Origin of the sequence: Komagataeibacter xylinus (assembly GCF_031081985.1) — a bacterium.
Classification (GTDB): domain Bacteria; phylum Pseudomonadota; class Alphaproteobacteria; order Acetobacterales; family Acetobacteraceae; genus Komagataeibacter; species Komagataeibacter xylinus_E.
The window spans coordinates 270,410-294,669 of sequence record NZ_JARWSK010000002.1 but is presented as its reverse complement, the minus strand read 5'-3'; the positions used below and the strand labels follow the sequence as shown (position 1 = coordinate 294,669).

Below are 24,260 nucleotides of genomic sequence, written 5' to 3'. Positions count from 1 at the left end.
GCGCGGCATGATTTTTACGCTGATACGCGCATGAGGGACGTTATCTGAAGCTTTTTGGGAAAAGCTTCACCAAAAACTTCCTTACTTTTCAGTCATAAAAAAAGCGATCCGTGCCTTTCAGCATGGATCGCTTTTCTGTTTTGGAGCGTGACCGACCGTTCAGCCCTGCTGCTGGCGGGCCACGAAGTTTTCCAGCCAGTGGATGGTATAGTCACCCTTGCGGAACTGGGGGTCTTCGAGGATCTTGCGGTGCAGCGGGATGACCGTCTTGACGCCTTCGATCACGAATTCATCCAGCGCACGGCGCATGCGCTCGATCGCCTCGAGGCGGGTCGGCGCGCGCACGATCAGCTTGGCGATCATGCTGTCGTAATACGGCGGCACGCGGTAGCCCGCATACAGTGCGCTATCGATTCGCACGCCCAGGCCACCCGGCGGATGGTAGACCGTGATCGTGCCCGGCGTGGGCATGAAGGTCTGCGGGTCTTCGGCATTGATGCGGCATTCGATCGCGTGGCCGGAGAACTTGATGTCCGACTGGCTGTAGCCGATCGGCTCGCCTGCCGCGATTCGGATCTGCTCGCGCACGAGGTCCACGTCGCACACCATTTCCGTCACCGGATGTTCCACCTGCAGGCGGGTGTTCATCTCGATGAAGCAGAACTGCCCGTCCTGGTACAGGAACTCCAGCGTGCCCGCGTTGCGGTAGCCGAGCTTGGTCAGGGCGGCGGTGGCGATTGCGCCGATCTCGTCACGCTGCTTGGCGGTCAGGGCAGGGGAGCCTGCCTCTTCCAGCAGCTTCTGGTGGCGGCGCTGCAGCGAGCAGTCACGCTCGCCATAATGCACCACGTTGCCATGCGTGTCGGCCATGATCTGGAGTTCGATATGGCGCGGCTTGTCGAGGTATTTTTCAAGGTAGACCTCGTCATTGCCAAAGGCGGCGCGGGCCTCGGTGCGGGCCACGCTCCAGGCTTCCTCAAGGTCGGCCTCGGTGGGGGCGACCTTCATGCCGCGCCCGCCGCCACCGGCAGCCGCCTTGATCAGCACGGGGTAGCCGACTTTCGCCGCAACATCGCGTGCCTGCTCCAGGCTTTCCAGCGCGCCATCCGAGCCGGGCACCAGCGGCACGCCCAGCGCCATCATGGTGGTCTTGGCGGTGATCTTGTCGCCCATCATGCGGATATGTTCTGCCGTCGGCCCGATGAAGGTCAGGCCGTGGGCCTCGACCGTCTCGGCAAAATCGGCGTTTTCCGACAGGAAGCCGTAGCCGGGATGGATGGCGTCCGCCCCGGTGATGGTGGCAGCCGACAGGATGGCCGCGACATTGAGGTACGAATCGCGGCTGGCGGGCGGCCCGATGCACACGGCTTCATCCGCAAGGCGGACATACATGGCATCCGTATCGGCCGTGGAATGCACGGCAACGGTCCGGATGCCCAGTTCGCGGCAGGCCCGCAGGATGCGCAGGGCAATCTCGCCACGATTGGCAATGAGGATCTTGGAAAACATTACTCTATGATGACCAGCGCTTCGCCAAACTCGACCGGGTCGCCCGACTGCACCAGGATCCGGCTGACCGTGCCTGCGCGCGGAGCCTTGATCTGGTTGAAGGTCTTCATCGCCTCGATCAGCAGCAGCGTCTGGCCCGCGGCCACCTGCTGGCCTTCGGATACGAAAGCGGGCGAGGACGGGTCGGGCGCCAGGTAGGCCACGCCCACCATCGGGCTGGTCACGGCGCCGGGGTGCTTGGACAGGTCGGCCGGGTGTGCTGCGGGCGGGGCCACGGGCGTGGGCGCAACCGGTGCCGCGGCCACGGGAGCCGGGGCGGGCACGGCATGCGCCACGGGGGCGGCGGCGCGCACCACGCGGATGCGGTTGTCCTTTTCCGCGATCTCGATTTCGGTCAGGCCGGTATCGGTGAGAATTTCAGCCAATGCCCGTATGGCATCCGCATCCACGAGCAGTCGGCTCATTGATCGTCCTCGTCCAGAATCATGTCTGTCATGGCCTGAAGCGCCAGGGCATACCCCCGTACGCCCAGCCCGCATATGACGCCAATGGCGGCGCGGGAGACGTAGGAGTGATGACGAAAGGCTTCACGGCGGTGAATGTTGGAGATGTGCACCTCGATGACCGGCAGATCAACGGCCAGCAGCGCGTCGAGTATGGCCACCGAGGTGTGGGAATAGGCCGCCGGGTTGATGATGATGCCGCGTGCGCGGCCCCGGCATTCCTGTATCCATGAAACGAGCTCCCCCTCGCCATTGGTCTGGCGGAAGTCGATGGCGACATCGAGCCGTTCAGCCGCCTGGACACAGACCTGTTCCACGTCATCAAGCGTGGCACGGCCATAGACTTCGGGTTGCCGCAGTCCGAGCATGTTCAGGTTTGGGCCGTTCAACACGGCAATGAGAGGGCGCTCCATGATGCACGCGCCTAGCACGCCCGCCGTCCGGTTCCAAGTCCGATCATGTGTCAGCCCTCCCTGAGGGGCCGACTCCACCGTGCCGGCAGGCTGAATTATGCCCTGTGGGTCCAAATTATGTTATGGTCGCGGCATGACAGGAAACACCGACCATCGGCCTGCCTGCGCGGCGCAAGGCGGCAATACGACGCGCCTGGGCGCCTCCGTGGCGGTGGCATGCCTGATGCTGGCCACATCCGGCCTGCTTAGCGCGACGCAGGCGGCGGTCCGGCATGCGGCGGGCACCACCCGGCATGGGGGGCGCGCCAGCGTCAGGCGGCCATCCGTCATGGCATCCGTGCCCGCGCACTGGAACCAGCACGGCCTGGCAAGCTGGTATGGCACGAACATGCAGGACGGGCATGCCACGGCATCAGGCGAGCGGTTTGACCCCGATGCGCTGACCGCCGCCCACCGCCAGTTGCCACTGGGCACGCGGGTCAGGGTGCATGCGGTGAGCACCGGGCGCTCGGTCGTGGTCCGGATCAATGACCGGGGGCCGTATCATGGGCGCCGCATCATCGACCTGTCGGCCGCGGCCGCGCGGCAGCTCGGTATCATAAGCCGTGGGGTCTCGATGGTGGATATAGAACCCGCGCGCGACGTGCATGCGCAGGTGGCCAGCGCCACGCGCCAGGGGCGCCTCTATTAAAGGACACATCACGCGCACAGGGGTGGGCTGTTTTTATTTTAAAGGCGCTGGTGCTTGGTCCAGCCTTCCATGGTCTTGTCGGGCGAGCAGCGCAGTTTCATCTCGATCTCGAGTCCCGCATTCAGTTCCGCGCCGAGCAGCACCACATAGGCCGAGACATAAAACCACATCATGATGGCGATGAACGCGCCCAGCGGACCATAGGTGACGCTGTAGCCCGCGATATGGCTGACATAATACGAGAACCCCACCGAGGAGAGCAGCCACAGCAGCGTGGCCCCGATCGAGCCGGGCAGGATGCACCGCCAGTAGGTATGGGGCCGGTTCGGGCCAAAGCGGTACAGCGCCGAACACAGCGACAGCACGAACAGGAGCATGAGCATCGGCCCGCCCGTGCGCACCAGCAGCTCGACCGAGCCGGGCGGGGGGGCGAGTTCGAGCTTCTGGGGCAGGTAGTCGAGCAGGAACGGCAGCCCCACCATGAGGGCAAGCGTGAGGATGCCGCCACAGATCGAGCAGAAGGTCAGCGCCATGCCCATGGCCTGAAAACGCAGGAAGCTGCGGGTCTCGGGCGTGTTGTAGGCCACGTTCATCGCCAGGATGAGCGAGCGCGTGGCCGCCGAGGCCGACCATGTGGCGATGGTGGTGGAGATGATCAGGTTCAGCGTGAGCGATGAGTGCGATTCGGCCACCAGCAGGTGGATGCGCGCGCCGATCATGTCATAGGCCGAAGGGGGCAGCACGTTGCGCAGCACCACAAGCTGGGGTTCCACAGTCTGCGGGTCGAACAGGAGGCCATAGAGCGAGATGAGCGTGCTCATGGCCGGAAACAGCGACAGCGTGGCGTAGAACGCACACCCTGCCGCAGCCAGCGTGATCTGGTCGGATACGATGTTGCGGGCGACCTGACGCAGCACTTTTTTGACCTGCTGCATGGAAAAATGCGGCAGGTGATGTGCGGGCGGGGGCATGTCCGTCATATCGATTTCAGTAGAGGAGGAACCAATCAAGGCGGGCGTCTTGTCCTGTTGTGCGGTGGCACGCCGGGCGCGGAATGGATCGGCCTGTGTGCATTGTGCCACGATCGTGTGATCTTAAAGGAAAAATTACGGACCGTGCGGATTTTTCTATTGCGTCAGGCGCGTATTGTGCGCATATGCGCTCCCTACGCAACAACGCACGTGCCACTGGCCCTCTGAGGTTACGCAACGACGTCAAGCGTTCTGGCAATCGGGCCGCCACATGGTGGGGGTCCTTATTGGTCGCTGGTCCGTTAGACCGTTTCGCAACATCTGTCCGTTTGTGCAATTCCAGAATTGTGTTCATCCGGGCGGCAGTACAGAAGGGATTTGGGTGCGATGACTCCCAAAATCGCTCGTTATCTGGCTGAGCAGGCTCCTGCTACGCCATGCCTTATCGTTGATGTCGACCGGGTGGAAGAACGCTACCGCGCCCTGCGCGAGGCGCTGCCACTGGCCCGGATCTACTACGCCGTAAAGGCCAATCCCGCCCGTGAGATCCTGACCCGCCTCGTGGGTCTTGGCTCGTCGTTCGATGCTGCCTCGTGGGAAGAGATTTCCATGTGCCTCGAAGCAGGCGCGCGCCCGGCGGATGTCTCGTTCGGCAACACGGTCAAGAAAGCATCGAACATCGCCCGCGCCTTTGCCGCAGGCGTGGACATGTTTGCCTTTGACTGCGCGGAAGAGCTGGAAAAGCTGGCCCGCCACGCACCCGGTTCGCGCGTCTATTGCCGCCTGATCGTGGAGAATGAGGGCGCGGACTGGCCGCTGTCACGCAAGTTCGGCACCACGCTGGACAATGCGCGCGACCTGATGCTGCGCGCGCGTGACCTTGGCCTCGACCCCTATGGCCTGTCCTTCCACGTAGGCAGCCAGCAGACCGAGACCAGCGCGTACGAGGCGGCAATCGCCCGCGTGGGCATGCTGTTCACCGACCTCAAGGCGGCGGGTCTTGACCTGCGCATGGTCAATCTTGGCGGCGGGTTCCCCATCCGTTACCGTGACGACGTGCCGGGCATCGACCGCTTTGCCGTGGCCATCAGCCACGCCATGACCGAGCATTTCGGCAATGACCTGCCGGAAATGATCATCGAGCCGGGCCGCTTCATGGTGGGCGATGCAGGCGTGGTGTCATCGGAAGTGGTGCTGGTCAGCCGTCGCGGCATGGATGATGGCGTGCGCTGGGTCTATCTCGACATCGGGCGTTTTGGCGGCCTGGCCGAGACCGAGGGCGAGGCCATCCGCTATGGCATCCGCACCCCGCATGATGGCATGGAAACCGGCCCGGTCGCCATTGCAGGCCCGACCTGCGACGGGGCGGACATCATGTATGAAAAGACCCCCTATGCCCTGCCGCTGGGGCTGGAATCGGGCGACCGGATCGAACTGCTCTCCACCGGGGCGTATGTTTCGACCTATTGCTCGACCGGGTTCAATGGCCTCAAGCCCATTCAGGAACACTATATCTGATCGCGTTCAGCACCATCTGAACACGTCTGAATAACGGGGCGGCAGGACGAAAGTCTTGCCGCCCTGCGTGTATCGGGGGGATACACGGGGCAGTTCCATCCATGCCGGAGGTGTTCCTTGCCCGTGTTCCGTGTTTCAACGCTGCGTTTGCTGGGCCTGTCCTTCATCGGGTGCGTCGTGGCAGCGCGGGCATTTGCAGCCCCCGTGCTGGTTCACGCCACGCCAGCGGCAGGGCAGCATGTGCCTGCGGGCAATGTGGCGATCAAGCTGGGCTATAACAGCGTGATCGACCCGTTCCGCGCGCGCCTGCTCCTGCTTGGCCCGAGCGGCGTGCCGCAACTGCTTGCGGCCTCTCCCAGTGATGATGAACAGCAGGGCCTGGCCACCACCGTGGCGCTCACGCCGGGGCATTACGTGCTGCACTGGCGCATGCGCGCGCCCGGCGGCACGCCTGCGGAAGGCAATGTACCCTTTGATGTCGACCCCGCAGGCCCGGTAAACGCCGTGGCGCCTGCGGGCGGGAAATAGTCGCCTTATTCCACCGCTGCCCGCAGCCCGGCACCCGCGGCGAGCGGGCACAGTGGCAGGGCCGCGGCAAGGAACGCGCCAAGCAGTTCAAGGTCCGGCCCCCATGACAGGCCGGTCTGCGCCGCATCAAGGGCTGCTGCGCCAAAGATCAGCGCGGGCGTGGTCAGCGGCAGCACCAGCAGCGGCAGCAGCACGCCGCCACGCCGTGCGCCAAGCACGACCGATGCCGCCATGCCGCCAATGAGCGAGAGGATGAGCGTGCCGAGCAGCAGCCCCGTCAGCAGCACCACCATGGAGGTGGTGGGCATGCCGAGCATGATGGCCAGCGGTCCTGCGGCCAGCAGCAGCGGCAGGCCGGTGGTCAGCCAGTGGGCGATCATCTTGGCCAGCGCGATGAGCGAGGGCGGCAGGCCGGTCATGAGCAACTGGTCCAGCGAGCCATCTTCCAGCTCAGAGCCGAACAGCCGGTCAAGCGGCAGCAGGGCCGCAAGCAGCGCGCACACCCACACGATGCCCGGCGCCATGCGCCGCAGCAGCTCGGGCGAAGGGCCAAGGGCGAGCGGGAACAGTGCGCCCGCGAGGATGAAGAACAGCACCGCCCCCAGCGTGTCGGCCCCGTGGCGCAGTGCGAGCCGCAGGTCGCGTTCGAGGATGGCGGTGATGAGGGCGGGAATCCGGAGTGTCACAGCAGGTCGTCCTCGGGGAAATCCTCCAGCGGCTGGGGGATGTCGGATTCGTTCAGCCCCGGCAGCGCATGCGTGCGGGCATCGGGCAGGGGCAGGGGAACATGGGTGGTTGCAATCACAATTCCGCCAGCCTGCCGGTGGGCGGCGAACAGGGTGCCAAGCAGCCCCATCGTGTTGATATCCAGCCCCAGGCTTGGCTCATCGAGCAGCCAGAGCGGCGCCTGCGCCAGCAGCACGCGCGCCAGCGCCGCGCGGCGTTTCTGCCCCGCCGAGAGCATGCGCGCGGGCAGGTCGGCCAGGCCGGAAATGTTGAGTGATTCCATGCACAGGTCAGGATTTCCGCCGCTTGCGCGCGCCGCCAGCGTCAGGTTCTCGCGCAATGTCAGCCCCAGCTTGAGCGCATCCTGATGGCCCAGATAGGCCACCCGCCCCGCATGCTGGCTGCGATCGGCCAGCGCATCCACGCCAGACCACAGCACATGGCCGCCTTCCGGTTTGTGCAATCCCGCCAGCACGCGCAGCAAGGTGGACTTGCCAGCCCCGTTCGGGCCGGTCAGGAGCAGGGCGTCACCCGCTTCGAGCGTAAAGCCAACACGGTCCAGAACCAGCCGTTCACCGCGGAAAACCGAGATATTTTCCACTTCCAGCAGCGGGTGGCCGGGGGGAGTAAAGGCAGGAATGACGGAAATCCTCCAGGCAAGGGGCAAAAAGTGGGGGCCGGGCAAAAAAATGCCTGCTCCCGGTTTCTTGTTACCGGCTCCAGCTTGTGTCGCAACCGCGTCCGGGTATGTTCTACCACCGTTGGGAGATCAAGCAGGTTGTCCCCGACAAGGTCACAAACCCCGCGCCAGGAAAAAAGGCAGCGGAGGATACACGATCATACGGGACGATCCGTTGCTGATGCCTCGGAGGAAACAAAGCCAATGAAGACGGTTGGGCACGACTCACTGAAAACGGGCCGCACACTGAACGTGGACGGCAAGACCTACCATTATTTCTCAATCCCGGAAGCGGAAAAGACCATCGGTTCCGTCAGCCGCCTGCCAGTCAGCCTGAAAGTGCTGCTGGAGAACGTGCTGCGGTTCGAGGACGGGCATTCCTATTCCGTGGAAGATGCCAAGGCCATCGCCGAATGGCTGAAGGAAGGGCGCAGCACGAAGGAAGTGCCCTTCAAGCCCGCGCGCATTCTCATGCAGGATTTCACCGGCGTTCCCGCCGTGGTTGACCTGGCCGCGATGCGCGACGGCATTCTCAAGCTCAAGGGCGACCCGCAGAAGGTGAACCCGCTGGTTCCCGTCAACCTCGTCATCGACCACTCGGTCATGGTGGACGTGGCGGGCTCGCCTGAGGCGCTGCAGGACAACGTGACCATCGAGTTCGAGCGCAATGGCGAGCGTTACGCCTTCCTGCGCTGGGGCCAGGAAGCGTTCGAGAACTTCTCGGTCGTGCCGCCGGGCACGGGCATCTGCCATCAGGTGAATCTCGAATACATCGCCCAGGCGGTGTGGACGGCCAATGTGGATGGCAAGGACTATGCCTACCCCGACACCCTGTTCGGCACCGACAGCCACACCACCATGGTCAATGGCATGGGCGTGCTGGGCTGGGGTGTTGGCGGCATCGAGGCGGAAGCCGCCATGCTCGGCCAGCCCATCGCCATGCTGATCCCCGATGTGATCGGCTTCAAGCTGGTTGGCAAGCTGCCCGAGGGCGCGACCGCCACCGACCTGGTGCTGACGGTAACCCAGATGCTGCGCAAGAAGGGCGTGGTGGGCAAGTTCGTCGAGTTCTTCGGCCCCGCCCTTGACCACCTGCCGGTGGCCGACCGCGCGACCATCGCCAACATGGCGCCGGAATATGGCGCGACCTGCGGCTTCTTCCCCGTTGATGACCTGACGCTGGATTACCTGCGCCAGACCGGTCGCGAAGAGCACCGCATCAAGCTGACGGCGGAATACCTCAAGGCGCAGGGCATGTTCCGCCACGCCGAATCCGCCCACCCCGTGTTTACCGACACGCTGGAACTCAACCTCGAGACCATCGTGCCGTCCATCGCAGGCCCCAAGCGCCCGCAGGACCGCGTGGTGCTCAAGGGTGCCGACAAGGCCTTCGAGACCGAACTGACCGGCAGCCTGGGCGTGCCCGCGGCCGACAAGGACAAGAAGGCCAAGGTGGCTGGCACCAATTACGAGATCGGCCACGGCGACGTGGTGATCGCGGCCATCACCTCGTGCACCAACACCTCCAACCCCGCCGTGCTCATCGCGGCAGGTCTGGTGGCCAAGAAGGCGCGCGCGCTGGGGCTGAAGCCCAAGCCGTGGGTCAAGACCTCGCTCGCGCCGGGCTCGCAGGTGGTGACGGACTACCTCAACCGTGCCGGCCTGCAGGCTGAGCTGGACGCGATGGGCTTCAACACCGTGGGCTATGGCTGCACGACCTGTATCGGCAACTCCGGCCCGCTGGAAGATCACATCGTCGATGCGATTGAAGGCAACAAGCTGGTGGCGGTTTCGGTGCTGTCGGGCAACCGCAACTTCGAGGGGCGCATTTCGCCCAACGTGCGCGCCAACTACCTGGCCAGCCCGCCGCTGGTGGTGGCCTACTCGCTGCTGGGCACGATGCGCGAGGACATCACCACCACGCCGCTGGGCACCTCCAAGGACGGCAAGCCGGTGTACCTCAAGGACATCTGGCCCACCAACCACGAGATCGCGGCCCTCATGGGCTCCGCCATCACGCGTGAGGAGTTCATCAACCGCTACAAGCATGTAAGCCAGGGCACGAAGGAATGGCAGGCGCTGAAGGTCGCCACCGGTTCGGAGACCTACAAGTGGGATGCGTCTTCCACCTACGTGCAGGACCCGCCGTATTTCCAGGACATCACGCCCGAGCCCAAGCCGCGTGGCGATATCATCGGCGCGCGCCTGCTGGCGCTGCTTGGTGACAACATCACCACCGACCACATCTCGCCTGCCGGTGCGATCAAGGAAAGCTCGCCCGCGGGCAAATACCTTGAAGAGCATGGCGTGGCGAAGAAGGACTTCAACTCCTACGGCTCGCGTCGTGGCAATGACCGCGTGATGGTGCGCGGCACGTTCGCCAACATCCGCATCAAGAACGAGATGCTGCCCGGCACCGAAGGGGGCGTTTCCAAGCACTTCCCCGATGGCAAGGAAGGCTCCATCTACGATGTGGCGATGGAATACAAGAAAGAGGGCGTGCCCCTGGTCGTGATTGGCGGCAAGGAATACGGCATGGGTTCCTCGCGCGACTGGGCGGCCAAGGGCACCCTGCTGCTGGGCGTGCGTGCGGTCGTGGCCGAGAGCTTCGAGCGTATCCACCGCTCCAACCTCGTGGGCATGGGCGTGCTGCCGCTCCTGTTCGAGGAAGGCACGACGCGCAAGACGCTGGGCCTGAAGGGCGACGAGACCTTCGAGATCCGTGGTCTCGACAAGATCACGCCCCGCATGACCATGACCATGACCATCACCCGCGCCGATGGCTCCAAGCAGGACGTGCCCCTGCTGTGCCGTGTCGATACGCTGGATGAGGTGGAGTATTTCCGCAATGGCGGCATTCTCCAGACCGTGCTGCGTGGCATGACAAAGGCGGCCTGATAACAGGCGGCACCACCCCGGTTCGCACCGGGATGGAACGATGAAGGCGGCGGCCCGTATCATGCGGGCCGCCGTTTTTTTATGGCCGTTCATCTATGCGTGAGTGGTATAAGTTACCTCTGCGTTTCACACATATCGGCGGTGTTTTTTCTCTATATTGTGTATAAATACGATGCCGTTTAAAGCCGTAGTTGTGTAATAACATACCGGATGTAATAGGCCCCATGGATCTGCTTTCCGCCCTGCACAGCTTTGTCCGTGTGGCTGCGACGGGATCGTTCTCCGCCGTATCAAGGGAGACTGGCGCCAGCCAGCCGACCATTTCCCGCCATATCGCCCTGCTTGAGGCCCATTACGGCGCGACCCTGTTTGCCCGCACCACCCGCAGCCTGATGATGACGGAAGACGGGCGCAGCCTCCTGCCTCATGCCTATGAAGTGCTGGAAATTCTTGAAACGGCGGAAACCGCGCTGGGGCGCAGGCGGGCCTCGGTGTCGGGGCTGGTGCGGCTGGGCGTGACCACGGCGTTCGGGCTGTACCTGACCAGCCGGCTGAGCAGCCTGCTGGAGGAACATCCCGACCTGTCGGTTGAACTGGTCATGCGCGACGGGTTTGGCGATCTGGTGGAAGAGGGGCTGGATCTTGCCATCCGCATCGGCTCCATTGCCGAGGGTTCATTGATTGCCCGCCGTCTGGGCTCGGTGCATCGCTGCGTTATTGCCTCAAGCGATTACCTTGCCCGCCGGGGCACCCCCGTCCACCCGCGCGACCTGCTCAATCACCCCTGCATTGCCTACAGCTATGGCGGCACGCGGCATGACTGGCAGTTCACCCGCAAGGGCGAGAGCGAGACCACGGTGGCGGCCAACGGGCCATTCCGCGCCAATAGCAGCGAGGCTGTGCTGCAGGCCGTGCGGGCGGGACTTGGCATTGGCATGCTGCCGACATTTCAGGTGGAAGAGGACATCGCCGCAGGCCGCCTGGTGCACCTGCTGCCGGAATGGACCATTCCCGAGCTGCCCTTCTATGCCGTGCATACCGGCCCGCGCACGCTGCCGCTGCGCACGCGCACGGTGCTCGATTTCCTGATCGAGATATCGGACGTGCTGCGTCAGGGCTAAAAATAGAATATTGATAAAAAACAATAAAAGTTTTTGGTGAAGCTTTTTTCAAAAAGCTTCAGAAGAATGCCGCCTTTTTGAAAAAAGGCGGTACCCAGGAACTTTCCGGGTGTCAGGCTTCGTTCAGTCCAGCGGGTTGCCTTCGCCGGGGCGGGGCGCTGCCGGGTCAGCCGAAAGCCGGGCGCGCTGCTCGTCACTCGAGGCCAGCATGTCGCTGTTGAAGCCATCATGCAGCACCGGCGCCCAGCCTGTCATCCATGTATTCATGAGCTTGACGAAGGTGGCCGCTGCCGGTTGCTGCGCCAGCGCGTCCTTGGTCCAGAAATCAGGCGAGCGCAGGATCTTGGTGTCGTTGACATTGACGGGGTTGAGATAGATCGTCACCGTCTCCGCATTCATGTTGTCATCGGTGGCGGGCGTGCTGTTGACCCAGTTCGCCCTGAGCATGACCGGCGGCAGCACGAAGCCTTCCTGCTGCAGTCGCCCGGCAATGACGTTCATGTGGTTGATCGAGGCCGGATCAACCAGACGCGTGAACCAGCATTCCGTCATGGGCGGGTGACTGGCCCCGATATGCGACATGTAGTTGCGGTCGTCATGGCATTCTATGTCCATCGGCGGGCTGGCCACGTCCGGTACCGGCTGTGTCGTGCCCTTGGCCACGATCAGGCCGGTCACGACATGGCCCTGCACCCGCACCAGGACATTTTCCAGCAATTCGCCATGCGGGCCTTCGATCACGTTGATGATCGGGTGCCATACGCCTGCGGGCAGCGGCAGGATGCGCCCGGCAAACGGAATGGCCTTGGTCAGCCGGTCGGTCATGGGCATCATGGTCACGACCCCATCGCCCGGGCCGCCGCCACCGGCCTGGTCGCCATCGGCCGGTGCGTCCTGCATGCCCAGGCGGTTATGGATGGCCGTGGCGATCTGCGCCAGCCGGGGCAGCCTGCGCGTAAGATAGGCTGGCGGGAAAATGAACGTCAGCACCACGAAGGGCAAAATAAGATACAGGCAAAGCCGCCATAGCGGCGCACGATGCCAGAGGCGCGAAAAAGCGGACATTCAGCAGGCCATGCCTTTTGCCATGCGGGAGGCCACGGGGGCAGGGCGGAACAGCGCGGCCATGGGTCAGGAACTGATCCGGGCCTGCTGCGCGTCGCTCTTGTCCGCGATTTCGGCCACGATGCCATCTTCGTTCTGCACCACGCGCACCAGCTTGGCGCCCTGCTGGCGGGCGGTGATGAGCGAGTCGCTGATCATGTCCTCGATCGAGCGGGCCAGATCGCGCGCACTGGCGGCAGGCCCCATGCGGTCCTGGCGGCGCATGACCTCGAACAGCAGGGCAGGGTCGATGCCCCCGGTCTCGACCTTGAGGCCATAGCTGTCGATCATCGACTCGATTTCCAGCGCGGAAACGCGGGCGATGTCCAGCCCCTCGAGCGGGCGGAACACGAAGATGCGGTCCAGGCGGTTGAGCACTTCGGGCGCGAAGCCTGCCTGGCGCAGCGCCTCGACCGACTCGGCGCGCATCTTGTCAGGCTCATCGGCCAGCCGGTCCGCGATCTCGGACAGCGCATCGGTGGCGATGTTTGATGTCAGGATAAAGATGCAGCGCACGGTCGAGATCTGCTGCCCCGTCGAGGCCTCGGTCACGTGCCCGTCATTCCATGCGGTCAGGAATTTCTTGAACACATCGGGGTGCGCCTTCTCGATTTCATCGAGCAGCACCACCGCGTCGGGCTTTTCCTTCAGGCCGCCGGTCAGCTTGCCGTAGGTGTCCGAGCCGACATACCCCTTGGGTGAGCCGAACAGCTGCGTTGCGGCATGCGGCGAACTCATCTGCGTCATGTCGAAGTTGAGCAGCGGGCGGTCGAGCTGGCGGGCAAGCTGCTTGGCAAGATAGGTCTTGCCCGTGCCCGGCGGCCCGGCAAGCAGGAAGATGCCCACCGGCTTGCCGCGCACCTGCAGCGCCATGCGGCGGCGCAGCTGGGTTGCCACGTCCTCGCACACCTGATCCTGGCCGATCACGCGCGCGCGCAGGCTGGCGGCGAGTTCCTCGGCGTCGATCACGGTTTCTTTCTGTTCGCGCGCCAGCATCTCTTCAAGCGCGCTACGATTGGTCAGCCTGGCCAGTACGTCCATCATCCATCCCCGTCTGCGTCGGATTCCCTTGCGGGCGAGTTTCTCGGCCCGGCCCTCGAACCACAGCCCGCTCAGCGCCAGCAGGGCGCTTGCCGCCGCTATGACCGGATAGGCCGGTGCGCACCATTCCATGAAATGCCGTATGCTGGCGAGCGAAAGATGCAACGCCATGGCGGCCTGAAAACTGCCGAGCACCAGGAAAATGACCATGGCGATCGGCACGACCCGTTCCATCAGGATCGGATAAAGCGGCTTCATTGTACCACAACCCCGATGACAAGATTGCTCCCGCGCATCAGCACCGGCAGCGGCGTTGGCCCCGGCACGAACACCGCCCCGGCATGCACGCCCATCGGCCCCGGATCGCCCACGGGCGTGATCGACACATTGCCTGCTATGCGGATGGGCAGGATCACGCTGCGGGGCTGCGGGCCGAGATGCACGGTCTGCACGAGCCCGAGGGACTCCACGTTCACGACCGCGCCGCCGCCTGCCATGTCATACATCGGCATGTCAGCCAGTATGATCTCGCGTCGGCGCAACGCGGCCATGATCTCGGCCTGCTGCTGCAATGTGAAATTTGTCTGGCGCAGCATTTCCGCCGCGCGCTCGGGCGAGATCATGGGCATCTCGCCCATCATGTCGGGCCTGCCCTGCACCGGCGCGTTGAGCGTAAGGTGATTGCCGCCATTGCCCCTGCCGCCGCCAGCCTCGGCTGCGACGGGGGGTGTCTGGCTGCCGCTGCCGCTCTCCTGCGGGGTCAGGAAGCCGCCTGCGCCGAGGCCGCCGCCCGCCACCACGGCCGCGATCAGCCCCACCACAACCAGCTTGCGGCCAGAAGAGCGTTCACTGCGTTCCCGTGTCGGTTCCGGCGCGGAGGGCGTGGGTATCATGCGTACATAATGCGGGCGGGGCGGGGAGAATGGCAAGACGTTAAGAGAGAGGAAATGTAACCCCTGCGTGCCCATATAGTCCTTGCGGTCAGGCATGGCGTGACCTATGTTGTCGACTATTCCTTCATCTATGGTTTTTTCTTTGGGGGGTGGCCGCAGGGCTGCCTTTTTTGCATTGGACGCTGATCTGCCTTTCCTGTCGGGCCTCGATGCCCGCATCGCCGCAATGGTCGCCCCCGCGCTGGCCGACATGGGGTTCGACCTCGTGCGCGTGGCGGTGCTGGGCCGCGAGTCCCCTACCGTGCAGATCATGGCGGATCGCATGGATGGCGCGCTCCTCGCCATCGAGGACTGCGAGCAGATCAGCCATGCGGTTGGCGCGATACTGGACGTGGAAGACCCACTGCCCGGCGCGTGGACGCTTGAGGTCTCATCTCCCGGCATCGACCGCCCCCTGACCCGTGCGAAGGACTGGGAGCGGTTTGCAGGCCATCTTGCCCGCGCCGAGATGAACATGCCCATTGAAGGCCGCAAGCGTTTTGCCGGGATCGTGCTCGGCGCGCGCGAGGGCTGCGGCCTGATGCGGCTTGATGACGGGAGCGAGGTCGCGCTGCCTTTTGCTGAAATGCGCAAGGCCCGCCTTGTCCTGACCGATGAACTGATCGCGGCGAGCGCCCGGATGATGAAGCCGGCCGCAAGCCCCGATGAGACTGGCCTGGAGGAAGACCCTTCCCCGGCCGAAGACCGCAAGCCCGCTGCTAAGCCGGGTCGCAAGTCGGCCCGCAAGGCCAATTGAACGATGTTGTGGAGACACTGATGGATACGTCCGTTGCCCGTCCCGAACTGCTGCTGGTGGCCGATGCCGTAGCGCGGGAAAAGTCGATTGACCGCGAGGAAGTGCTCGAAGCGATGGAGCAGGCCATCCAGAAGGCCGGCCGCGCGAAATACGGTCATGAAAAGGATATCCGCGCCACCATCGACCGTCGCACCGGCGATGTGCGCCTGTCGCGCTGGACCGAGGCGGTCGAGGCGGTGGAGAACGAGGAAACCCAGATCCCGCTCTACATCGCGCGCAAGTTCAAGCCCGAGATCCAGCTTGGCGAATACCTGATCGACCCGCTGCCGCCCATCGATTTCGGGCGCATCGCGGCGCAGACGGCCAAGCAGGTCATTGTCCAGCGCGTGCGTGAATATGAGCGCCGCCGCCAGTTCAATGACTTCAAGGACCGCGTGGGCGAGATCGTCAACGGCACCGTCAAGCGCACGGAATATGGCAACCTGCTCGTCGAGATCGGCGATGCCGAGGCCCTGCTGCGCCGCGATGAGCTGATCCCGCGTGAAAGCTTCCGCAATTCCGATCGCGTGCGCGCCTATATCTATGACGTGCGCGACGAGCCGCGTGGCCCGCAGATCTTCCTTTCGCGCACGCATCCGGCGTTCCTCGCCAAGCTGTTCGCGCAGGAAGTGCCCGAGATCTATGATGGCATCATCGAGATCAAGGCCGTGGCGCGTGACCCCGGCTCGCGTGCCAAGATGGCCGTCATCTCGCGTGACGCCTCGATCGATCCGGTCGGCGCCTGCGTGGGCGTGCGTGGCCGCCGCGTGCAGGAAGTGGTCAAGGAACTTCAGGGCGAGAAGATCGATATCATTCCCTGGAGCCCGCAGGCCGCGACCTTCGTGGTCAACGCCCTTGCCCCGGCTGAGGTCAGCAAGGTGGTGATGGACGAGGAAGCGGGCCGCGTCGAGGTTGTCGTGCCCGATGACCAGCTCAGCCTGGCCATCGGTCGCCGCGGCCAGAACGTGCGCCTTGCCAGCCAGCTCACGCGCTGGGACATCGACATCCTGACCGAGGCCGAGGAATCGGAGCGCCGCCAGGAAGAATTCCGCCGCCGCAGCAACCTGTTTGTTGAAGCGCTGGACGTGGATGATGTCATTGCGGGCCTGCTGGTGACCGAGGGCTTCCATTCCATCGAGGAACTGGCTTTTGCCGACCCCGAGGAACTGGCCAACATCGAAGGCTTTGACGAGGACGTGGCCAGCGAACTGGTCCGCCGCGCCGAAGGCTACCTGGCGGGCCAGGAAGAGGAGCTTGACACCAAGCGCCGCACGCTGGGCGTGAGCGATGACATCGCCGTGCTGGGCGTGTTCACCAACCAGATGCTGGTGACGCTGGGTGAAAAGGGCGTGAAGACGCTTGATGATCTGGCTGACCTGGCGGGTGACGAACTCGTCGAGATCCTGGGCAGCGATGCCATTGACGAGGATGCGGCCAACGAGATCATCATGGCGGCACGCGCCCACTGGTTCGAGGGTGAGGAAAAGCCCGCGCAAGAGGAGACGTCCGACGTCTGAGCAAACCGACCTGAACGCGGAAGATCCGGAAGGCATGGAGCCTGAAGAGCGCGGGCCGCTGCGCCGTTGCGCCGTGACCCGGCTCCGGCTGCCCAAGGAGGAAATGATCAGGTTTGTCATTTCTCCCGATGGAGTCGTGATCCCTGATCTTTCCGCACGGCTGCCCGGACGGGGAATTTGGTTGAGCGCACGCGCGGATGTGTTAGAAACAGCACGCACACGCGGCGTATTTGCCCGCGCGGCGAGGGGAAGGGTTGTTATTCCCCCTGACCTGACCCATCTTGTGCAGGATGGGCTGCTGCGGCGCATGATGGATGTCGCAGGGCTGGCACGGCGGGCCGGGCAGATTGTCTGTGGTTTCGCCAAGGTGCGTGAGTGGGTTGTGGGCGGTCGTGCCGGTCTGGTCATACAGGCCGCCGATGGCAGCCCCGACGAGAGGAAGAGAGTTTTGTCTGGTGCACGGGAACTGCCGGTTGTGGCTGTTCCTACGGCATCGGGTCTGGGTGCGGCATTTGGCCGCGACCATGTTGTTCATGCAGCGATTCTGCATGGTGAACTGGCGCGCCGTTTCCGTATCGAGAGTGAACGTTTTGCGGGTCTGTCCGGCAGGATTGGCCCGAATTCGGCGGATCGTTCCGCCGGACGGTGTGAACAGGCGGGTACATGAGCGAAGGCAACGATCAGGATCAGGGTAAGGGACGCTTGTCTCTGCGGCCGGCGGGCCGCAGGGAGGTCGGACGGACGGTGGATGCCGGTTCCGTGCGACAGAGCTTCAGCCATGGTCGTTCAAAGGTGGTTCAGGTCGAGGTGCGCAAGAAGCGCGGGGCCGGGGCCGCAGGTAACGGATCGGGGCCGGCTGGCGGTCGCGCCGGTGGTCGGGGCGGTCGCGCGCTGACGGCAGCGGAACTGGCAACACGCCAGCGCGTGCTCGACGAGCAGCGTCGTGCCGCAATCCAGCGCGAGAAAGAGGCCCGCGAACAGGAGAAGATCACCATTCTCTCCGCCGCGGAAGAAGCCCGCCGCGCTGAAGAGGAAAATGCCCGCCGTGCCGAAGAAGAGGCACGCGCCAAGGCAGATGCCGCAGCGGCAGCCGAGGAAGCCCGCAAGCAGGAGGCCAGCAACGCGCCGGCCCCCGCAGCGCCCGACTCGACAGATCCGGCAGGTCCGGTCGTGTCGTCCGTGCCCATTCCGGGTGAAGTGACGCTCGCTCCCCCCATGCAGCGCCTGCGCCCGCTGGCCGAGCGTGCGATCATGCCCGCCCAGCCGCTGCGGCCGTCGCGCCCTGCCGGTGGCGGTGGTGCCGCAACCACGGCACGCCCCGCAGGCGGCGCTGGCGAGACGCTGCGCCTGCGCACGGGCCGTGCGGATGGTGGTGAGGAAGAGCGTCGCCCCAGCCGTCGCCCCGGTAGCGCCGTGCCGAACCGCCGCCCCTCGGGCGGCGCCAAGAAGAACAGCGACAGCCGTCGCGCTGGCCGCATTGACGTGCAGGCTGCGATCGAAGGGGATGACGACAAGACCCGTTCGCTCGCCTCGGTCCGCCGCCAGCGTGAGCGCGAGCGCCGTCAGGCCGAACTTGAACGCCTGCGTTCCGACCAGGTGCGTGTGGTGCGCGATGTTGTCCTGCCCGAGAGCATTACGGTGCAGGAACTTGCCAACCGCATGGCCGCCCGTCAGGGCGAGGTCATCAAGGCGCTGATGAAGATGGGCGTGATGGCCACTGTGACTCAGTCGCTCGACGCGGACACGGCGGAACTGATCGTGCAGGAATTCGGCCATCGTGTGCGCCGTGTTTCCGATAGCGATGTCGAGATCGGCATCGAGGGCATCGAGGACAGCGAAGAAGACCTCAAGCCCCGCCCGCCGGTCGTGACCGTGATGGGTCATGTCGATCACGGCAAGACCTCGCTGCTCGATGCGCTGCGCACGACCGATGTCGCCAATGGCGAAGCCGGTGGCATTACGCAGCATATCGGCGCGTATCAGGTCACGCTGGCCTCGGGCGCCAAGATCACCTTCATCGATACGCCGGGCCATGAGGCGTTTACCGCCATGCGTGCCCGTGGCGCCTCGGTGACCGATGTGGTTATTCTGGTGGTGGCCGCCGATGATGGCGTGATGCCGCAGACGATCGAGGCCATCAAGCACGCCAAGGCGGCTGATGCCCCGATCATCGTGGCCATCAACAAGTGCGACAAACCGGGTGCGAACCCCGACCGCGTGCGCCAGGAACTGCTGAACCACGAGATCGTGGTGGAAAGCATGGGTGGCGACACGCAGGATGTCGAGGTTTCGGCGCTCAAGCGCACGGGTCTCGACAAGCTTGAGGAAGCGATCCTGCTGCAGGCCGAAATCCTTGACCTCAAGGCCAACCCAGACCGGGTGGCCGAAGGTTCGGTGATTGAAAGCCGCCTTGACCGTGGGCGTGGTCCGGTTGCGACCGTGCTGGTCCAGAAGGGCACGCTGCGCCGCACCGACATCGTGGTGGCCGGGGCCGAATGGGGCCGCGTGCGCGCCATGATCGACGACCGCAATCGCCAGCTTGGCGAGGCGGGTCCGTCCATGCCGGTGGAAATCCTGGGCATTACCGGGGTTCCGGGCGCAGGCGAGCCGTTCGTGGTGGTGGAAAACGAGAATCGCGCCCGCGAAATCTCCGAGTTCCGCCAGCGCGTGATCAAGGAGCGTATGGCTGCCGGCCAGACTGCCGCACGCGGCACGCTCGACCAGATGCTCGCCCGCATTCAGGCAGGCGCGCAGAAGGAAGTCGCGGTTCTGATCAAGGCCGATGTGCAGGGTTCGGCGGAGGCGCTTGAAGCCACCGTGCAGAAGCTTGAGCATGAGGAAGTCAAGATCCGCGTGCTCAACGCCACCGTGGGCCAGATTACGGAAAGCGATGTGCAGCTTGCCAAGGCATCGGGCGCGATCATCATCGCGTTCAATGTCCGCGCGACCGCACAGGCCCGCGAACTTGCGCAGCGCGAAGGCGTGGATATCCGCTACTACTCGATCATCTACCAGGTTGCGGATGATGTGGAGCAGCTGGTCCGTGGCAAGATCGCGCCCAAGCATCGCGAGAAGTTCCTTGGCTACGCCGAAATCCGCAAGGTTTTCGAAATTACCAAGGTGGGCAAGGTTGCCGGTTGCTACGTGACCGAAGGTGTGGTCAAGCGTGGCTGTGGCGTGCGCCTGCTGCGTGACAACGTCGTGATCCATGAAGGTGAACTGAGCCAGCTCAAGCGCTTCAAGGATGACGTCAAGGAAGTGGCACGCGGTTATGAATGCGGCCTGTCCTTTGCCGGGTATAACGACCTGCGCGAGGGTGACGTGGTCGAGTGCTATGAAATGGAACTCGTCCCGGCATGAGCCGCAATTCATCCAGAAAAGGGATGAGCGAGAGTGGGCCGGCAGGGAAACTTGCCGGCCATTCCGCGTCTGGTCCCTCGCAGCGCCAGTTGCGCGTGGCGGAAGAAGTCCGTCGCGTGCTGGCGGAAATATTTGCCCGCACCGAATTCCGTGACCCGGATCTGGCAGATGTGCGCATTACGGTCACCGAAGTGCGCATCTCGCCCGACCTCAAGCATGCCACGGTTTTCGTAGCCCGTCTGGGCCGGAGCGATGTGGCGGAACTGCTGCCCGCGCTCAAGCGCGTGACGCCGTTCCTGCGCACCCGCCTGTCGCATGCGCTCAGGCTGCGTGGCGTGCCGGACCTGCACTTTCAGCCGGACACGGCGCTCGATTACGCCATGGAAGTCGATACCATGCTGCGCCAGCCTGAAGTGCAGCGCGACCTTAAGGATGAAGACTGAACGCCACGGCGAACCATGCTGTGTTCTGTGTCCTGTCAGTGCCGACGGCTCCCTGATGTTTCAGGGAGCCGTTTTTTAGAGACTGTTTGAAAAGTCAGCTCAGAAAATATCCAGTAGTCATAAGAAAGTTCTTGGCGAAGCTTTTTTCAAAAAGCTTCGAAGAACGCCGCCTTTTTGAAAAAAAAGACATCTGAAAACTTTTATCAATGAGTTGTTTTTCAAACAGCCTCTTGGGCTCTTGTAAACTGAACATGGCCGTTTCGGGGTAAAATCCGATCGGAAAGGGCATGGGTCATTGATATGAAATTTGATTGCGAAATAAAAATTACCGGAAACGAAAAAGAAGCATTCTGCCACATAGTTAATCTGATGAAGGATATAGGATTTTCCCTATTTGATCATAACGGCATTATTATTTCGCTTGTTTTTGATGGTGATCATGATGTCGCGCAGTGGAATGTTCCGGAAAATAAAATGTCGGATGAACGCCCACGACATCTGACTTGCCTCAATAAGGGCAGCATAGACAATTTTTACCGTGATATTGAAAACGGATGCCTGAAAAATGTCCAGTTCTGGCGGGAGCCAGGACATAATCTGTTTGTGACCTGGCAGGTCAAGGACAGTTACGTCCTGTATGAGATCGGTCTTGAGGGGTGGAACAAGGAAGAGAGTATCCAGATCGTTTCAGGAATGGTCCGGTTTATCCTTGAATTCTATAAAGGCGCTCGTGACCTGGATAATGTGTTTTCCCTTTCCACCGAATGATAAGGGTTTTTGGTAAAGCATTTTTAGGAAAAATGTCGGTCGGAGCATTGCTCGACCGGCCTTTTTCATGTCGTTGGCGGGTGAAACGCCCGGTCAGTTGCGCCGTCCCATGAGCAGGAGCTGGGGGTTGCGCTCCACGTCGGTCGCGAACCCGCGCAGGGCGGCGGCGGCGGCGGCCAAGTCGCGTAGTGACGAATCGATATTGGAGCGGTCAGCCGAACTCGGGGCGGTAATGTCATGCAGCCCGGCCAGCGCACCGCGTGCCTCGGTCACCGTATCGTTGGAGTTGACCAGCAGCGTGTGCAGTTCGCCGCCACGCGCATCAAGCTGGGCGGTGCCGGTATCGGCCAGATGGTCGATGGAGGCCAGCGTGGTGTCGAGGTGCTTGTCGAGGTCGCGAATGGTGTCGGTCGCGGTATCAACAGTCACGCGCGTATGGTCGGATGTGTCGCGCACGCTATCGACGAGCGGCGGCAGGTCCTTGTCCAGCTTGTCGGCCAGGGTGCGGATGCTCACCAGCATGGCGTCGGCATTGTTGGCAATGTTCTTGAGCGGCAGGGCCGTCAGGGCATCGGTCAGCTTCTGCATTTCCGATTCGCGGATCGGGATCTCGATCAGCGGGCTCAGGCCGGGATGCAGGTGGGCAGGGATTCCGGGGTCGAAGGTCAGATCAATCTCTTCCTGCCCGGTCACGAAGCTCTGCATGTGCAGTTCCGCGCGCAGTCCGTTTTCAATCAGCTTTGGCAGTTCGTTGGCATCAAGCGCGCGACCGTGCGAGCCCGCCATGCGCGCGCCATTGGCCTCAAGCTCCACCGTAACCGGGATATAGGCCTGATGGGTCTGGGGGTCGAACTGAACGGCGATGTGCTCCACATGGCCGACCTGCACGCCATCGAACGTGACCGGCGCGCCCACGCCCAGCCCGTTGATCGGGCTGTCAAAAACCACCACGGCGCGGTTGGTGGGGGAGAAGGGATGAAACTGTCCGAACAGCGCTATGGCCGTCACACCAAGCAGGGCTCCACCCAACACAAATGCACCGACCGTGGTCTGCCGTTCAGCCATGGTGTTCAGGTCTCCCTAGACGCAGAATGAAAAATACTGTGGCACACGGTTATCCATGCATCCGTTTTGCTGCAAGATGGCACTCCATGCCCCGATGGCCAAGCAGCCTGAAGGGATGGCAGGCATGTGCCCGCCTGTCCTTTTAACATGTGTGGCGCAGGCGGCCAGCCCCCGTGGCTCAATGGGGCATTGAAGTGCATGCGTGCCTCGTCTAAACGCACGGCACTCCCCAATTCCATGCAAGGTGCCGTGCAATGCGACGCAGACGTGGCCGCCCGCTTGACGGCTGGCTGATCATCGACAAGCCCCTGGGCATGACCTCCACCCAGGTGGTGGGCCGTGCGCGCTACCTGTTCGATGCCGCCAAGGCGGGCCATGGCGGCACGCTCGACCCGCTGGCCACCGGCCTGCTGCCCATCGCCTTCGGCAAGGCGACCAAGACGGTGCCCTACATCATGGATGGCACCAAACGCTACCACTTCACCCTGCGCATCGGCGAGGCGCGCGATAGTGATGATGCCGAAGGGGCGGTCACCGCAACCTCTGACGTGCGGCCCGACAACGCGGCGTTCGAGGCCGCCCTTGCCGCCTTCCGTGGCGAGATCATGCAGGTGCCGCCGGTGTTCTCTGCACTCAAGGTGGGCGGCCAGCGCTCCTATGATATGGCGCGCGCGGGCAATGCCCCCGAACTTGCGCCAAGGCCCGCTCGCATCGACCGCTTCGAGCTGATTGCCCGGCCTGATGCCGATACGGCGGTGTTCGAGGTGGAATCGGGCAAGGGGGTGTACATGCGGGCACTCGCGCGTGACATTGCGCTGGCCTGCGGCACGGTGGGGCATGTGGCGGCGCTGCGGCGGCTGAACGTGGGGCCATTTGATGAATCCCATGCGATTCCGCTGGACAAAATTGTCGCAAGCGCCGACAACGCGCCTGCCCCACCGGATCTGCTGCTTCCGGTCGCGACCGCGCTGGCCGACATCCCGGCGCTGGCCCTGACCCGTGAGGAAGCGGATGCCCTGTCATTTGGCCAGGTGATCGACCTGGCGCAGCTGGCAGGCCGGATGCCCGCGCACACCGACCCCCGCAGCGGGGTCGTGCGTGCGATGGATGGGGCGCGCGTGGTCGGACTGTGCCGCCCCGAAGGCGGCGTGCTGCGATCAGTGCGTATGCTCTGAACCGAATGATCAATGGAGAGAATGATGTCGATTACTGCCGAACGCCGCACGGCGCTTATTGGTGAATACCGCAACGCTGCGACCGATACCGGCTCGCCGGAAGTGCAGGTTGCCCTGCTGACCGAGCGTATCGTGAACCTGACCGACCACCTCAAGACCCACGCGAAGGATTTCCATTCCCGCCGTGGCCTGCTGATGCTGGTCGGCCGCCGCCGCCGCCTGCTTGACTATGTCAAGCGCAAGGACGTGGCCCGTTACGAAACGCTGATCAAGCGCCTCGGCCTGCGTCGCTGATTTGCGACCGCGCGGGCGGGCGGGCATAATGGCCGCCCCCCGCGTGGCCCATGCGGGCATGGTGCGTGCACAGGCATGGCCATGCTCCGCCGGGCCGCATTTTTTCAGGCGCCCCTGACGGGCGCCGCCAACACGCTGCCGACGCCACGGCGGAGATGTCCGGACCGGATCGCAGCGTTTCAGGCCACATGGTGTTCTGGCGGTATGT

Annotated in this window: 23 protein-coding genes; 13 read left to right on the top strand and 10 right to left on the bottom strand. The window is 63.6% G+C overall.

Features of this window, described 5'->3' with window-relative positions:
• Positions 1 to 159: 159 nt before the first annotated feature.
• Genes accC through aroQ form a run of 3 tightly spaced genes read right to left on the bottom strand, consistent with a single transcriptional unit; the run spans position 160 to position 2,425 of the window.
• Entirely contained in the window at positions 160 to 1,509 is a 1,350-nt protein-coding gene (gene accC / locus QEG70_RS05155; RefSeq protein WP_308719683.1) for an acetyl-CoA carboxylase biotin carboxylase subunit, read from the bottom strand.
• The gene (locus tag QEG70_RS05150) at positions 1,509 to 1,973 is read right to left on the bottom strand and encodes an acetyl-CoA carboxylase biotin carboxyl carrier protein (RefSeq protein ID WP_308719682.1); all 465 of its coding nucleotides are present in this window, start codon (positions 1,971 to 1,973) and stop codon (positions 1,509 to 1,511) included. The genes accC and QEG70_RS05150 overlap by 1 nt, the downstream gene beginning before the upstream one ends.
• Positions 1,970 to 2,425, bottom strand: coding sequence for a type II 3-dehydroquinate dehydratase (aroQ, locus tag QEG70_RS05145; RefSeq protein WP_129551555.1), 456 nt, complete (start codon positions 2,423 to 2,425; stop codon positions 1,970 to 1,972). The genes QEG70_RS05150 and aroQ overlap by 4 nt, the downstream gene beginning before the upstream one ends.
• Before the next feature lie 133 nt (positions 2,426 to 2,558).
• Here aroQ and QEG70_RS05140 point away from each other — a divergent pair, with 133 nt between their 5' ends.
• Positions 2,559 to 3,116, top strand: a complete 558-nt coding sequence (locus QEG70_RS05140) for a septal ring lytic transglycosylase RlpA family protein (RefSeq protein ID WP_308719681.1) — start codon at positions 2,559 to 2,561, stop codon at positions 3,114 to 3,116.
• Between the two features lie 38 nt (positions 3,117 to 3,154).
• Here QEG70_RS05140 and QEG70_RS05135 read toward each other — a convergent pair whose 3' ends face one another.
• Complete coding sequence (locus QEG70_RS05135; protein WP_308719680.1) at positions 3,155 to 4,096, bottom strand: YihY/virulence factor BrkB family protein; 942 nt, start codon at positions 4,094 to 4,096, stop codon at positions 3,155 to 3,157.
• A gap of 378 nt (positions 4,097 to 4,474) precedes the next feature.
• Here QEG70_RS05135 and QEG70_RS05130 point away from each other — a divergent pair, with 378 nt between their 5' ends.
• Positions 4,475 to 5,605, top strand: coding sequence for a type III PLP-dependent enzyme (locus QEG70_RS05130; RefSeq protein ID WP_308719679.1), 1,131 nt, complete (start codon positions 4,475 to 4,477; stop codon positions 5,603 to 5,605).
• Between the two features lie 123 nt (positions 5,606 to 5,728).
• Positions 5,729 to 6,133, top strand: a complete 405-nt coding sequence (locus tag QEG70_RS05125; RefSeq protein ID WP_308719678.1) for a copper resistance CopC family protein — start codon at positions 5,729 to 5,731, stop codon at positions 6,131 to 6,133.
• A 5-nt stretch (positions 6,134 to 6,138) separates the two neighbouring features.
• Here the strand turns inward: QEG70_RS05125 and ccmB are convergent, their stop codons facing one another.
• Both ccmB and ccmA read right to left on the bottom strand, forming a co-directional pair.
• The gene (gene ccmB, locus QEG70_RS05120; protein ID WP_159261309.1) at positions 6,139 to 6,819 is read right to left on the bottom strand and encodes a heme exporter protein CcmB; all 681 of its coding nucleotides are present in this window, start codon (positions 6,817 to 6,819) and stop codon (positions 6,139 to 6,141) included.
• Positions 6,816 to 7,460 (bottom strand): heme ABC exporter ATP-binding protein CcmA, encoded by a 645-nt coding sequence (ccmA, locus tag QEG70_RS05115; protein WP_174520941.1) that lies wholly within the window; start codon positions 7,458 to 7,460, stop codon positions 6,816 to 6,818. The genes ccmB and ccmA overlap by 4 nt, the downstream gene beginning before the upstream one ends.
• A gap of 282 nt (positions 7,461 to 7,742) precedes the next feature.
• Here ccmA and acnA point away from each other — a divergent pair, with 282 nt between their 5' ends.
• Both acnA and QEG70_RS05105 read left to right on the top strand, forming a co-directional pair.
• Positions 7,743 to 10,436 carry an aconitate hydratase AcnA gene (gene acnA, locus QEG70_RS05110; RefSeq protein ID WP_308719677.1) on the top strand — a complete coding sequence of 898 codons (2,694 nt, stop codon included), beginning with the start codon at positions 7,743 to 7,745 and terminating at the stop codon, positions 10,434 to 10,436.
• Positions 10,437 to 10,660: 224 nt separating this feature from the next.
• The gene (locus tag QEG70_RS05105; RefSeq protein ID WP_308719676.1) at positions 10,661 to 11,557 is read left to right on the top strand and encodes a LysR family transcriptional regulator; all 897 of its coding nucleotides are present in this window, start codon (positions 10,661 to 10,663) and stop codon (positions 11,555 to 11,557) included.
• Between the two features lie 123 nt (positions 11,558 to 11,680).
• On the opposite strand, the gene QEG70_RS05100 is transcribed toward QEG70_RS05105, so the two are convergent.
• The 3 genes from QEG70_RS05100 to QEG70_RS05090 all read right to left on the bottom strand — a co-directional run bounded on the left by QEG70_RS05100 (position 11,681) and on the right by QEG70_RS05090 (position 14,595).
• Positions 11,681 to 12,622 (bottom strand): hypothetical protein, encoded by a 942-nt coding sequence (locus QEG70_RS05100; RefSeq protein ID WP_308719675.1) that lies wholly within the window; start codon positions 12,620 to 12,622, stop codon positions 11,681 to 11,683.
• A 66-nt stretch (positions 12,623 to 12,688) separates the two neighbouring features.
• Entirely contained in the window at positions 12,689 to 13,960 is a 1,272-nt protein-coding gene (locus tag QEG70_RS05095) for an AAA family ATPase (protein ID WP_308719674.1), read from the bottom strand.
• Positions 13,957 to 14,595, bottom strand: a complete 639-nt coding sequence (locus tag QEG70_RS05090) for a hypothetical protein (protein ID WP_308719673.1) — start codon at positions 14,593 to 14,595, stop codon at positions 13,957 to 13,959. Before QEG70_RS05090 ends, QEG70_RS05095 begins: the two co-directional genes overlap by 4 nt.
• Positions 14,596 to 14,770: 175 nt before the next feature.
• Here QEG70_RS05090 and rimP point away from each other — a divergent pair, with 175 nt between their 5' ends.
• The 6 genes from rimP to QEG70_RS05060 all read left to right on the top strand — a co-directional run bounded on the left by rimP (position 14,771) and on the right by QEG70_RS05060 (position 21,518).
• Positions 14,771 to 15,391, top strand: coding sequence for a ribosome maturation factor RimP (gene rimP, locus QEG70_RS05085; RefSeq protein ID WP_374762546.1), 621 nt, complete (start codon positions 14,771 to 14,773; stop codon positions 15,389 to 15,391).
• Positions 15,392 to 15,411: 20 nt separating this feature from the next.
• Positions 15,412 to 16,947 carry a transcription termination factor NusA gene (nusA, locus tag QEG70_RS05080; RefSeq protein WP_308719671.1) on the top strand — a complete coding sequence of 512 codons (1,536 nt, stop codon included), beginning with the start codon at positions 15,412 to 15,414 and terminating at the stop codon, positions 16,945 to 16,947.
• Positions 16,907 to 17,614 (top strand): RNA-binding protein, encoded by a 708-nt coding sequence (locus tag QEG70_RS05075; RefSeq protein ID WP_308719670.1) that lies wholly within the window; start codon positions 16,907 to 16,909, stop codon positions 17,612 to 17,614. The genes nusA and QEG70_RS05075 overlap by 41 nt, the downstream gene beginning before the upstream one ends.
• Positions 17,611 to 20,307, top strand: a complete 2,697-nt coding sequence (gene infB / locus QEG70_RS05070; RefSeq protein WP_308719669.1) for a translation initiation factor IF-2 — start codon at positions 17,611 to 17,613, stop codon at positions 20,305 to 20,307. Before QEG70_RS05075 ends, infB begins: the two co-directional genes overlap by 4 nt.
• 23 nt (positions 20,308 to 20,330) lie before the next feature.
• Positions 20,331 to 20,750 (top strand): 30S ribosome-binding factor RbfA, encoded by a 420-nt coding sequence (rbfA, locus tag QEG70_RS05065; protein ID WP_082770804.1) that lies wholly within the window; start codon positions 20,331 to 20,333, stop codon positions 20,748 to 20,750.
• Between the two features lie 300 nt (positions 20,751 to 21,050).
• Positions 21,051 to 21,518 (top strand): hypothetical protein, encoded by a 468-nt coding sequence (locus QEG70_RS05060; protein WP_308719668.1) that lies wholly within the window; start codon positions 21,051 to 21,053, stop codon positions 21,516 to 21,518.
• A gap of 93 nt (positions 21,519 to 21,611) precedes the next feature.
• Here the strand turns inward: QEG70_RS05060 and QEG70_RS05055 are convergent, their stop codons facing one another.
• Positions 21,612 to 22,583: an MlaD family protein gene (locus QEG70_RS05055; RefSeq protein WP_308719667.1), complete on the bottom strand. Its 972-nt coding sequence runs from the start codon at positions 22,581 to 22,583 to the stop codon at positions 21,612 to 21,614.
• 254 nt (positions 22,584 to 22,837) lie between these two features.
• Here QEG70_RS05055 and truB point away from each other — a divergent pair, with 254 nt between their 5' ends.
• On the top strand, positions 22,838 to 23,758 hold the full coding sequence (truB, locus tag QEG70_RS05050) for a tRNA pseudouridine(55) synthase TruB (protein ID WP_308719666.1): 921 nt from the start codon (positions 22,838 to 22,840) through the stop codon (positions 23,756 to 23,758).
• Between the two features lie 24 nt (positions 23,759 to 23,782).
• Positions 23,783 to 24,052, top strand: coding sequence for a 30S ribosomal protein S15 (gene rpsO, locus QEG70_RS05045; RefSeq protein ID WP_061274462.1), 270 nt, complete (start codon positions 23,783 to 23,785; stop codon positions 24,050 to 24,052).
• The last annotated feature ends 208 nt before the right edge of the window (positions 24,053 to 24,260 follow it).